Origin of the sequence: Bradyrhizobium ottawaense (assembly GCF_900099825.1) — a bacterium.
In the GTDB taxonomy this organism is placed as follows: Bacteria; Pseudomonadota; Alphaproteobacteria; order Rhizobiales; family Xanthobacteraceae; genus Bradyrhizobium; species Bradyrhizobium ottawaense_A.
The window spans coordinates 4835135-4847168 of record NZ_LT629693.1 but is presented as its reverse complement, the minus strand read 5'-3'; the positions used below and the strand labels follow the sequence as shown (position 1 = coordinate 4847168).

Annotated in this window: 11 protein-coding genes; 3 read left to right on the top strand and 8 right to left on the bottom strand. The window is 63.1% G+C overall.

The features are described from left to right. Nucleotides 1-105: 105 nt before the first annotated feature. On the bottom strand, nucleotides 106-528 hold the full coding sequence (locus BLR13_RS22605; RefSeq protein WP_074819421.1) for a GFA family protein: 423 nt from the start codon (nucleotides 526-528) through the stop codon (nucleotides 106-108). Nucleotides 529-860: 332 nt separating this feature from the next. Between BLR13_RS22605 and BLR13_RS22600 the strand changes: the two genes are divergently transcribed. Beyond that, nucleotides 861-2246 (top strand): FAD-binding oxidoreductase, encoded by a 1386-nt coding sequence (locus tag BLR13_RS22600; protein ID WP_074831211.1) that lies wholly within the window; start codon nucleotides 861-863, stop codon nucleotides 2244-2246. A gap of 264 nt (nucleotides 2247-2510) precedes the next feature. Here BLR13_RS22600 and BLR13_RS22595 read toward each other — a convergent pair whose 3' ends face one another. Both BLR13_RS22595 and BLR13_RS22590 read right to left on the bottom strand, forming a co-directional pair. Beyond that, nucleotides 2511-2783 (bottom strand): DUF2312 domain-containing protein, encoded by a 273-nt coding sequence (locus BLR13_RS22595; RefSeq protein WP_074819423.1) that lies wholly within the window; start codon nucleotides 2781-2783, stop codon nucleotides 2511-2513. 261 nt (nucleotides 2784-3044) lie between these two features. Further along, nucleotides 3045-3347, bottom strand: coding sequence for a DUF1244 domain-containing protein (locus BLR13_RS22590; RefSeq protein ID WP_074831213.1), 303 nt, complete (start codon nucleotides 3345-3347; stop codon nucleotides 3045-3047). A gap of 250 nt (nucleotides 3348-3597) precedes the next feature. On the opposite strand from BLR13_RS22590, the gene BLR13_RS22585 reads away from it, so the two are divergent. Then, nucleotides 3598-4185: a DUF1036 domain-containing protein gene (locus BLR13_RS22585; RefSeq protein WP_074819425.1), complete on the top strand. Its 588-nt coding sequence runs from the start codon at nucleotides 3598-3600 to the stop codon at nucleotides 4183-4185. Next, nucleotides 4182-5618 (top strand): pyruvate kinase, encoded by a 1437-nt coding sequence (pyk, locus tag BLR13_RS22580; RefSeq protein ID WP_074819427.1) that lies wholly within the window; start codon nucleotides 4182-4184, stop codon nucleotides 5616-5618. Before BLR13_RS22585 ends, pyk begins: the two co-directional genes overlap by 4 nt. Nucleotides 5619-5777: 159 nt before the next feature. Here the strand turns inward: pyk and BLR13_RS22575 are convergent, their stop codons facing one another. The 5 genes from BLR13_RS22575 to ftsH all read right to left on the bottom strand — a co-directional run bounded on the left by BLR13_RS22575 (nucleotide 5778) and on the right by ftsH (nucleotide 11963). Then, nucleotides 5778-6203 (bottom strand): OsmC family protein, encoded by a 426-nt coding sequence (locus tag BLR13_RS22575; RefSeq protein WP_074819428.1) that lies wholly within the window; start codon nucleotides 6201-6203, stop codon nucleotides 5778-5780. A gap of 93 nt (nucleotides 6204-6296) precedes the next feature. Further along, nucleotides 6297-6971, bottom strand: a complete 675-nt coding sequence (locus BLR13_RS22570) for a TetR/AcrR family transcriptional regulator (RefSeq protein WP_074819430.1) — start codon at nucleotides 6969-6971, stop codon at nucleotides 6297-6299. Between the two features lie 195 nt (nucleotides 6972-7166). Beyond that, nucleotides 7167-8390, bottom strand: a complete 1224-nt coding sequence (locus BLR13_RS22565; protein WP_074819432.1) for a glycosyltransferase family 87 protein — start codon at nucleotides 8388-8390, stop codon at nucleotides 7167-7169. Nucleotides 8391-8673: 283 nt separating this feature from the next. Further along, on the bottom strand, nucleotides 8674-9879 hold the full coding sequence (locus BLR13_RS22560; RefSeq protein ID WP_074831215.1) for an ABC transporter substrate-binding protein: 1206 nt from the start codon (nucleotides 9877-9879) through the stop codon (nucleotides 8674-8676). Between the two features lie 161 nt (nucleotides 9880-10040). Next, nucleotides 10041-11963, bottom strand: a complete 1923-nt coding sequence (gene ftsH / locus BLR13_RS22555; protein WP_074819434.1) for an ATP-dependent zinc metalloprotease FtsH — start codon at nucleotides 11961-11963, stop codon at nucleotides 10041-10043. Nucleotides 11964-12034 lie beyond the last annotated feature (71 nt).

The window sequence follows — 12034 nt, the reverse complement described above, 5'->3', positions numbered from 1 at the left end:
CGGGCTGCCGAACAGAACAACTCTCCCGGGAAAGACCGGGCCTTCAATGGTTTCGGCGATCGCCAAGTAACGGCCATGCGACTTGTAGATGCGTTCGCCGTTCTCTTAATCCGGGACGGCCTCTCCCGAACCGCCAAACTCCTTCGGAAAATCCCTCAGCTTGGGAACGCCGTCTCGCATCGGCAAAACTGTCTGGGCGTAATTTACGTGTACACCGGGCGTAAATTTCAACGTCGGTAGTGTCGCCGCGAAAACGTCGACCAATCCCAAGGGCGGATGATTGGTCATCAGGTGCCCGCCGCATTTCGCGCAATACTTGCGCTGGCTGAGCTCAGTCTTCTGGAACATCGCGACATGCTCGGCTCCCGATGTGATCCGTACCGCCTCCGGCTTCCAGAGGCTGAAGGCATTTACAGGTCCGCCGGACCACGAACGACAAGAACTGCAATGACAATAGCCCATGGCCTCCGGTGACCCCGTGACCTCCAGTTTGACTGCGCCGCAAAAGCAGCTTCCAAAGTGAGGCATCGGCTCCCTCCTTCGAGTTCGTTCGCTATCGGTAGCGAGCGCAAGGGACACTCCGACGTTACATTAACAAACTAACAGGCGCGCCGCATCCTTCGATCGGAGAACGAAATGGGGCAATTGCGGTCCTTCGCGAATGTCCGGTCAGGGGTCATTCGCTACAGAAATGCGATGTCGGCACTACGTCGGCTCTTCCCTTGAGAGCGACCAAATGACGGACACCGCGATGTCTCAAACGTGGCATCCCACGGTGAAGGCCCGATTTTGCCAACGCCCGAAGACGGGAGTAACCTCAGGCTCAACCAGCCGATCACCGTGTGGAACAGGAGGATGTCATGCAAGCCATGGCCACCGAAGCTTTCATCGGCAACATGCGCGGCCCGGTCATCAGGCGAACCGATGCCGATTATGACACTGTACGGAGCCTCTACAACGGGATGATCGACAAGAGTCCCGTGATGATTGCGCGGTGCACCGACGTCGCTGACGTTGTCACTGCGGTCAATTTTGCAAGACAAAGCGATCTCCAGGTCGCGATCCGCGGGGGTGGTCACAACGGGCCGGGCCTCGGCAGTGTCGACGAGGGGCTAATGATCGACCTGTCGATGATGAAAGGCGTGCGGGTCAATCCCACCGCCCACACTGTCCGCGTCGGTCCCGGCTGCACGCAAGGCGATGTCGACCACGCCACGCATATCTACGGCCTCGCCGTGCCGGCCGGCATTGTCTCGACGACCGGTATTGCTGGCCTCACGCTTGGCGGCGGCACCGGATACCTCACCCGCGAGCATGGCCTCACCAGCGACAATCTTCTCGAGGCGGATGTCGTGCTCGCCGACGGCCGCATTGTCACCGCCAACAAATCAGAGAATGCCGACCTCTACTGGGGCCTGCGCGGCGGCGGCGGCAATTTCGGCATCGTCACGAGCTTCCTGTTCCAGGCTCATCCGGTGAACATGGTCTATGCCGGTCCAGTGTTCTGGGATCTCGAAAATGCCCGGACAGTCATGCAGAAATACCGGGATTTCCTGCCTGGCGCTCCGGAGGAACTCGGCGCTTTTGTCGGTTTGAAGACTGTTCCACCTGTGGACCCATTCCCGGCCGAGCATCAGGGCAAGCGCGCCTGCGCCATCATCGCCTGCTACAATGGACCAATGGAAGATGGCCAGGCGGTCATGGCCAAGTTGCTCGGTGAGCTGCCCCCGCCGCTCTTCAACTGGATGGGAGAAATGCCCTATCCGGCCCTCCAGTCCATGTTCGACCCGTTCTTCCCGAAGGGCCTGCAATGGTACTGGCGCGGCGATTTCGTGAAGGAACTGACCGACGCAGCAATTGACGCGCATATCGCCCAGGCACAGAAACTGCCGAGCACGCTCTCGCTGATGCATCTTTATCCGATCGACGGCGCTGTCCGCCGCGTCGGCAAGAACGACACCGCCTGGAACACGCGCGACGCGACTTGGTCGATGGTCATCGCCGGCATCGATCCCAATCCGCAAAAGGCGGGCGAAATCACGCGCTGGACCAAGGGCTACTGGGAGGCCGTGCATCCTTACTCGGCTGACGGCGGTTATGTGAACTTTATGATGGACGATGGAGACGACAGCAGGCTCAAGGCCACCTATGGCGACAACTATGATCGCCTTGTCGCCTTGAAGGGCAAATACGACCCGACGAACTTCTTCCGCTTGAACCAGAACATCAGACCGCTGCACTCATAAACGATCACACCGCTTCACGGTTCAGGCGTGCTTAAACGGCTTCTTGGGCGTTCTTTCGATTCCATGAAATCGAAAAAAAGCGCCTCGATCACGTCGTTACAGTTTGCGCGCTCAGTGAGCTCTCGTCATGCGAACCGGTGGAGTGTTCGCCGAGGCCGGGGATTGGATCGCGTTCGGTATACGCCGAACGCGCCATTCAGCGCCAGCCGCGCTGGCTCCACTCTCCTGCCCAAGCTTGCGCGCGCCGAAAAATGCCTGCCGGCCTTACAGCATCCCCAGGGCTTGCATGTAGGTTTCCAGGATCGTCTCTTCCTCGGCACGCTCGTTGGCGTCCTGCTTGCGCATCCGGACGATGGTGCGCAGCGCCTTGACGTCGAAGCCGTTGCCCTTGGCCTCGGCATAGACGTCGCGGATATCGTCGGAGATCGTCTTCTTTTCTTCTTCCAGACGCTCGATGCGCTCGATGATGGCCTTGAGTTGGTCTTTGGCGAATTTGGTCGCGGGCTCGTCCTGGACGGCGGCGGCGGAAGTGGCCATCGGGTACTCCTGAATGGAACTGAAGTTGAGACTGAAAGATCAAGCGCCGCACGCTTTCCCGCGCGGCGCTTTTGTCGGATTGACCCTCAAGACTGGGGCTGCCTGCGTCAAGGCAACATCGCGCTCATCCACAGCGCGCCCACAGGAAGGTAAGCCTCATGGTGAGGCGGCGCCCCTCCGGCGCCGTCTCGAACCACGAGCCAGCCATCCTTCGAGACGCGCGCCAAGCGGCGCGCTCCTCAGGATGAGGACGGAGCGTAATCAATGCCCGCTGTCGGACTTTTTCATCGCCTCGACCTGTTCCGGCGTGGCGGTGCCCTGAAATTTCGATTTCCAGGTCTCATACGGCATGCCGTAGATCGCCTCGCGGCTCTCGTCCTTGCTGACAGCCACGCCCATGGCGTCGGCCTCTTCCTTCATCCAGTTCGACAGGCAGTTGCGGCAGAAGCCGGCCAGATTCATCAGATCGATGTTCTGGACGTCGGTGCGGGAGCGCAGATGCTCGACCAGGCGCCGAAAAGCGGCGGCTTCGAGTTCCGTTCTGGTTTTGTCGTCAATCGTCATGGCCATGGGTCCCGCATTGGCGAGCATGATCCGGAAAAGCGGAGATCTGCTTTTGCGAAAGATCATGCCCAAACAGACAGCTCAGCATATTGATATCAGGTGGGAATTGTCACAGATTTTGCCACATCGGCATGCAAGACAGGGGCCTTCCGGGGGCCACTTCGGCCCAGATTAGTTTCAAGGTTGGGCCAATTCGAGCTTTACCGGCGGACCGCGCCAAATCGTCAATCATTTGATATAGCCTCGGTGCATGACTGCAACAGATTCTCTCCGTTCCACCCCCCTCTCCGCTCGCCTGACCGTCGGCCTCCTGCCGGTCCTGGCATTTGCGGTGATGTGCCTGTGGAACAGCTCGGCCGCGGCAGATTTCCGTCTCTGCAACAACACCTCGAGCCGGGTCGGCATCGCGCTGGGCTACAAGGACGCCGAGGGCTGGACCACCGAGGGCTGGTGGAACGTTTCCTCGCGCAGTTGCGAGACGCTGCTACGTGGAACGCTTGTGGCGCGCTTCTATTATATCTACGCGCTGGATTATGACCGCGGCGGCGAATGGTCGGGGCAGGCCTTCATGTGCTCGCGCGACAAGGAATTCACCATCAAGGGGACCGAGAACTGCCTGGCGCGCGGCTTCGACCGCACCGGGTTCTTCGAGGTCGATACCGGCGAACAGCGAGCATGGACCGTGCAATTGACCGAAGCCAACGAGCAGCCGGCACAACGCGTGCCGGGAATTCCGGGGACGGTGGGTCCGGGCGGCCCGGGCGGGGTGCCGGGGCTGGCGCCGGGCGGGACGCCACCGGGCGGACCGGGACTGCCGCCAGCGGCACCCAAGCAATGAGGCGGCTTCGTCGGATCAAGATCCTCGCGACGCTCGGCCCGGTATCGTCAGACAGCGCGATGATCCGCAAGCTGTTCGAGGCCGGCGCGGACGTATTCCGCATCAATATGAGCCATACGCCGCACGACAAGATGCGCGAGCTGGTCAAGACCATCCGCAATGTCGAGAGCAGTTACGGCCGGCCGATCGGCATCCTCGTCGATCTGCAGGGGCCGAAACTGCGGCTCGGCGCCTTCGCCGAAGGCTCGACCCAGCTCAACAACGGCCAGAGCTTCGTACTCGATTCCGACAAGACGCCCGGCGACAACAGCCGCGTACAGCTACCGCATCCTGAAATCCTGGCGGCGCTACGGCCGGGCCATGCGCTGCTGCTCGACGACGGCAAGGTGCGCCTGATCGCCGAGGAAACCTCGCACGACCGCGCGGTGACGCGGGTGGTGATCGGCGGCAGGATGTCGGACCGCAAGGGCGTCAGCCTGCCCGACACCGACCTGCCGGTGTCGGCGATGACGCCGAAGGACCGCGCCGACCTTGAGGCCGCGCTTGTAACCGGCGTGGACTGGATCGCGCTGTCCTTTGTGCAGCGTGCCGAGGACGTCAACGAAGCCAAGCGCATCATCCGCGGCCGCGCCGCCGTGATGGCCAAGATCGAGAAACCGCAGGCGATCGACCGGCTTGCCGAGATACTCGAAGTCTCCGACGCGCTGATGGTGGCGCGCGGCGATCTCGGCGTCGAACTGCCGCTGGAGCGGGTGCCGAGCCTGCAGAAACAGATGACGCGGATGGCGCGCCGCGCCGGCAAGCCGGTGGTGATCGCGACCCAAATGCTGGAATCGATGATCCAGGCGCCAGTGCCGACCCGCGCCGAAGTCTCCGACGTCGCCACCGCGGTCTATGAAGGCGCCGACGCCATCATGCTGTCGGCGGAATCCGCCGCCGGAAAATTCCCGGTCGAGGCGGTCTCGACCATGAACCGCATCGGCGAGGAAGTGGAGCGCGACCCGACCTATCGCTCGGTGCTGTCGGCACAGCAGCCCGAACCGGAGAATACGGTTGGCGACGCCATCGCGGATGCCGCGCGGCAGATCGCCGAGACGCTGGAATTATCCGCGATCATCTGCTGGACCTCGTCGGGCTCGACCGCCATCCGCGTCGCGCGCGAACGGCCGAAACCGCCGGTGGTCGCGATCACGCCGAACCTCGCCACCGGCCGCAAATTGTCGGTCGTGTGGGGCGTGCATTGCGTGGTGGCGGAAGACGCGCATGACCAGGACGACATGGTCGACCGCGCCGGCTCGATCGCATTCCGCGACGGTTTCGCCAAGGCCGGCCAGCGCGTGATCATCGTCGCCGGCGTGCCGCTCGGCATCGCCGGCACCACCAACATGGTCCGCATCGCCTATGTCGGGAAGGACGGCGACGCGAAGAAGTGACGGCGTCTTTCAGACCGTCATTCCCCGGTGCGCAATCGCGCACCCGAGGACGATGCGAAGCATCGGCCCCGGAATCTGGAGATCGTCGCACGAGATTTCGGGGTCGCGCTTCCGCGCGCCCTCAGGCGCGCAATTGCGCACCGGGGAATGACGAGCAAACTACTGCAACGTCGCGTCGAGCGTGATCTTCGTATTCAGGAGTTTCGACACCGGGCAGCCGGCCTTCGCCATGCCCGCCAACTCCTGGAATTTCGCGTTGTCAGCGCCGGGGATCTTGGCGGTCAGCGTCAGATGAACCGCGGTAATGGCAAAGCCGTCGCCGACTTTCTCCAGCGTGACGTCGGCCTTGGTCGCCATCTGCTCGGCGGTGAGCTTGGCTTCGCCGAGGATCAGCGACAGCGCCATGGTGAAACAGGCAGCGTGCGCCGCGCCGATCAATTCCTCCGGATTGGAGCCGGGCTTGCCCTCGAACCGGCTGGCGAAGCCGTAGGGGTAATCGGTGAGCGCGCCGCTCTTGGTCGAGATCGCGCCCTTGCCGTCCTTGATGCCGCCCTGCCATTTGGCCGATCCGTGTGTCACCGTCATGTGTCGCTCCTTGCACCATTGGTTGGCGTTATTGACCAAGCCGCAATCTGGCGGATGGTTGCGTCAAAGCGGTGTCGGCCGGGGAGGAATTTTTCAGGCGCCGACCAGCGTCTTCGCCGGCAGCACCGCCTGCACCACAAGGCCGCGGGCGCGGGCGTCCATGACACCGACGGCGCGCAGCGCCAGCAACGTCACGGTCTGCACGGCGTCGCGCAGCTTGCCGGAATCGTCCTTGTTATCAGGCGCCAGCGGGCCGACCAAAGCTTCGTGCAACGCGCCGAGCAGCGCAGTGGCGGCGAGCGCGGTGTCCTGCGCCGGCAGATGTCCGGCGCGCACCGCGGCATCGATGCGCGCGGCGATTTCGCCGGAGATTTCGCGGCGGCTGGCAAGCCGCGATGCCGAGACGTCGACATCGACAGGTTCGGCCAGAATGCCCCAGGCGAGCTTGCGCTGCGACAGCACGTGGACGGCAACGGTGGTGACGGCTGCCGCGAGCGCGGAGGACGGACCGGGCGCTGCGTCCGCCGCACGCCGGATTGCGGCCAGTTCGTCGCGCGAAACTTCGGCGATCAGTTCGGAAATCAGGTCGGCCTTGGACGGGAAATAACGGTAGACGGTGCCGGCCGCGACATTGGCCCGGACCGCCACCGGTGCGATCTGCACCGCGGCCATGCCACCGTCGGCCGCAGCATCCCGCGCTGCCGCCAAGATGGCGCCGCGCCGGGCGGCCAGCCGCTTCACGACCTGATGGGTTCGCCGATACACCATGGCGCGTTTCCCGTCCCCAGCGCGCCTTGCGGAGGCTTTCTGGAGCCTCGGAACGCGCGCGTCTTCAACGTTTTGAGCGATTGAGCGCCAACCGCTTTGAAGAAGTGAACAACTATTCAGACGGCCTGACAAGACGGTTTCGCGACATCGAAATGACCATGAAAGTGGCAGCCGGCGAACGGGCTTGACGGAGCCTTAAGCGCTTGCCGCAACCAGCGCGGGCGCGGGCTCGCGCCGCCACCAGGGACCGGCGCGGCGCAGCACCAGAGCGGCCACGATCAGCGTGGCGCCGAACCCGAGCGGCACGCCGGAGCAGATGAAGCCTATGATCATGAGCGCCGCGCAGCCCAGTGCCGGAAGTTCGTAAGCGCGGAAGCCGTTCCTGAGACCGATGCGGACCAGGAAGGCCACGGGAATCGCGAGCACCATCACGTCGTACATGAAGAGATAGGGCGTGGTCAGCAGCGTGCCGACGGCAAGCGCTGCCGCCTTCAACGTGTAGGGCACGCGGCTGCGCCACAGCAGCGCCAGCACGACGGCGACGGACACCGTGAGGACCCACTGGAATCCCCACGCCAGTTGTTCGGTGCCGCCGAAATAGCGCACCAGCGCGAAGATGCTCTGCAGCTTCCACCACGGCGCCTTGCCCTCGGTCAGGAACGCCTGCGAGAACATCGGCATCCAGTGGAAGAAGGCCTGCCAGCTCTCGGTACCGAATGCGAGCCAGGAGACAAACGCCAGCGCAACGACGGTTACGCCGGCAGCAAAGAACGCACGCCATTGCGCGGCAGCGATCAGCGCCACCGGAAACAGCAGCCCGTATTGCGGCTTGTAGCTGAGAAATCCCAGGCAAATGCCTGACAGGATCGGCCGCACCGGCAACAGATACAGCGTGGCGCCGATCAGCGCCGCGGTGAGAAAGCCGTTCTGACCGACAAAGATATTGCTGAACGCGACGGGGACGGCGAGCGCCAGCAGGAAGCCGAAGTTGCGGCCGACGATGGCGCGCATGACGGCGAGATAGGGCAGGATGCTGACGGCTATCCAGCCGATGAACGCGACCGGGTAAGGAAACTGCGCCAGCAGCGATGCGACGAACAGAAATGGCGGCGGATAGTGCCAGGCGAAATAGCCGACAAAGTCCTGCCCCAGCAGTTCAACCTCGACCTGCTTCTGGATCACCCAGTCATAGGCCTGCGCCGGATGGCCATCGAGCACCAGCCGTCCGGCGGCCCAGACGTTGACGAAGTCGGTCGGGATTCCCAGACCGTTCACGTCGTAGATCCACCAATGCGAAAAATACGCGGTCGGAAAGAATGAAGCATTGATGACGAACAGTACGAAGCACGCGTTCACCAGCGCCATGGGAACAGCGCTTTGATCCGGCGCGGTCACGGAAGTGGAAACGGAATCGGCCATGCGAGATCCCCGAGGCTTGCGCGCAGCCTGCTCAAGCGCGCGCACCCCTTCAGCAATAGGCCTGACTGAATTGAGGAAATCTTAAGGTTTAGGGACGGAGGCGCGAGATTTTTGGCGCATGTCGTCCCTGCCTAGTGCGCAATTGCGCACGGGCGCAGGGACCCATAACCACGAAAGTCAGTTGCTTACGAAAGTTGCCTGCCGCACTGCCTTATCGAGAGATCACGCGGTATGGGTCCCCGCCTTCGCGGGGACGACGGATTTTGATACCGATCACGCCCCATCAATTCCCGGTCTGCAGCTCGCCGAAGCGATCCCAGGTCTTGCCGTTGAAGCGCATGAACTGCATCTGGTCGACCGGCACGTGGTCGGTCGGTGAGGTATTGACCTTGATGCCCGGCAGCAGCATCGGCAATTCCAGATCCTTGATCGCATAGGCCTGCTTCAGGATATTTTCGGTCGACAGATCATCGCCGCAGGCCTTCAGCACCGCCTCCAGCGTCATCGCGCCGTTGTAGGCGTTGACGTAGTTGGTGTCGTGCTGGTCGGCGTCGGGAATGTATTTGGTCATGAATTCCCGCCAGCCCTTGACGCCGGCATCGTCCTTCCAGGCAGGATCGTCGGGGTCCTTGACATAGGCGGTGGAGAGAATGCCGGTGCCGGCCTCGACGCCCGCGGGCTCCATCACCGTGGAAATCCACACCGCGACGTTGGAGAGAAACGTCATCGGCCGCCAGCCGATCTCGAACGCCTTGCGGATCGACTGCGCGGCGAATTTCGGCGTTGCTGCGATCACGAACACGTCGGCGCCGGAAGCCTTCAGCTTCACGATCTGGGAGTCGATCGTGGGATCCGAGATTTCGTAGGTCACGCCGGTGACGACCGAGTCGTATTTCTCGCCGAGCACGTCCTTCAGGCCTGCGAGATAATCGCGGCCGAAATCGTCGTTCTGCGAAATGACGGCGAATTTGGCGTCCGGATTTTTCGCCAGCGCATAGCGCGCATAAAGCCGCGCCTCGTAGCGGAACGGCCCCTGCACGCCCAGCGTCGCCTGCGGGTACTGCGTGATGTCGGCGAATTTCGAGGCGCCGGAACCGACGAACAATTGCGGGATGTTCTTGGATTGCAGGTATTTCGCAATCGCGGTGTTGTGGGCGGTACCGATCGAGGAGAAGATCAGCGCGACCTCGTCGCTCTCCACCAGCCGCCGCGTCTGCTCCACCGTCTTCGGCGGCGCGTAGCTGTCGTCGAGCGAAATCAGATTGACCTTGCGGCCGTTGATGCCGCCGCGCTCGTTGACCATCTTGAAGTAGCCGACCTCACCCTTGCCGAGCGCGCCGAACGCCGACACCGGCCCGCTATAGGGCATGGTCTGGCCGATCCTGATTTCGGTGGCGGTGACACCGCGCATCTCGGCCGACATTGCGGCGTCAGGCAGCATCAGACAAGCGACGGCGCCGAGCGCGCCGAACCCCGTGACCCAACGCATCGACCTGCCTCCCCTGTTGTTGCCGCCGCGCTCTGACGGCGCGGTTCCGGACGAGGAAAACATGACATGGCGCCGCAGCGGGCGCCACCATCCGGCCAACCGTCAGGCATAAAAAAACGCGGCGTTTCCGCCGCGTTTGCTTACTTCACCATCATGCCGGCTTACGCCTGCGGTTGCGGCTCCAGGCCAGCGTCCGGATCGGGACGCGGGCGCGACTTGCCGGCCGGCGGCACGGCGGAAGCACGCGGCGTGCTCGGCTCCAGCACAGACTCGCGATTGGGCTTCTTGCCGTCGAGCAGGTCCTGAATCTCGTCGCCGCTCAGCGTTTCGAACTCAAGCAGACCCTTGGCAAGCGCTTCAAGGTCCGCGCGCTTCTCGGTCAGGATTCGCGTGGCTTCGTTGTAGCCTTCCTCGACAAAGCGCCGGATCTCGGTGTCGATCTTCTGAACCGTGGCTTCGGAAGCGTTCTGGGTACGGGAAACCGACATGCCCAGGAACACCTCGTCCTGGTTTTCGCCATAGGACACGGTGCCGAGAGCCTCGGAGAGACCCCAGCGCGTCACCATCATGCGCGCAAGCCGCGTCGCCTGCTCGATGTCGGACGATGCGCCTGACGTCACCTTCTCCTTGCCGAACACCAGCTCTTCCGCAACGCGTCCGCCCATCATGATGGCGAGCCGCGATGTCATCTGCTCGAGCGACATCGACAGCTTGTCGCGCTCGGGGAGCTGCATCACCATGCCGAGCGCACGTCCGCGCGGAATGATCGTAGCCTTGTGGATCGGATCGGTGGCGACGACGTTGAGGCCGACGATGGCGTGGCCGCCCTCGTGGTAGGCCGTCAGCATTTTCTCTTCCTCGGTCATGACGAGCGACTTGCGCTCGGCGCCCATCATCACCTTGTCCTTGGCCTCTTCGAACTCGGCCTGCGTCACCATGCGCTTGTTGCGCCGGGCAGCGGTCAGTGCCGCCTCGTTGACGAGGTTCATCAGGTCGGCGCCGGAGAAACCGGGCGTGCCGCGCGCGATGGTCTTGAGGTTGATATCCGGCGCCAGCGGCACCTTGCGGACGTGAACCTTCAGGATCTGCTCGCGACCGACGACGTCCGGGTTAGGCACCACCACCTGGCGGTCGAAACGGCCGGGGCGCAGCAGCGCCGGATCGAGCACGTCGGGCCGGTTGGTTGCCGCGATCAGGATCACGCCTTCGTTGGCTTCAAAACCGTCCATCTCGACCAGCAACTGGTTGAGGGTCTGCTCGCGCTCGTCATTGCCGCCGCCGAGACCGGCGCCGCGATGACGGCCGACCGCATCGATTTCGTCGATGAAGATGATGCAGGGCGCGTTCTTCTTGGCCTGCTCGAACATGTCACGGACACGGCTGGCGCCGACGCCGACGAACATTTCGACGAAGTCGGAACCGGAAATCGTGAAGAACGGCACGTTGGCTTCGCCCGCGACCGCACGTGCGATCAGGGTTTTGCCGGTGCCGGGAGGACCGACCAGCAGCACGCCGCGCGGAATCCGTCCGCCGAGGCGCTGGAATTTTCCGGGATCGCGCAGAAACTCGACGATCTCCTGCAGGTCCTGCTTGGCCTCGTCGACGCCGGCGACGTCCTCGAAGGTGACGCGGCCATGCGCTTCCGTCAGCATCTTGGCGCGCGACTTGCCGAAACCCATCGCCTTGCCGGCGCCGCCCTGCATCTGCCGGGACAGGAATATCCACACGCCGATCAGAGCGATAAAGGGCAACCAGGAAACCAGCAGCGACACGAACCACGGCACGTTGTCGCCGGGCGGCTTCGCGGTGATCGAGACCTTGCCGTTATAGAGCCGCGAGACCAGCGTTGGATCGTTCGGCGCATAGGTCTGGAACGACGAGCCGTTGGTGAAGGTGCCGTGGATTTCCGGCCCCTGGATCACGACGTCGCGAACATGGTTCTGGTCGACTTCGCTCAACAGCTGCGAGAACGAGATGTCCTGCGAGGACGCGCGCTGACCCGGATTCTGGAAAAGCGTAAACAGTGCCAACAGCAGCAAGACAATGATGACCCAGAGGGCGAAATTGCGCAGATTGGCGTTCATTGAACTTCCTTCGTGGTCGCGCGGATCGCGGCCTTATGTCCTTGGCAGTATCCCTTGGGTAGCCACGAGGG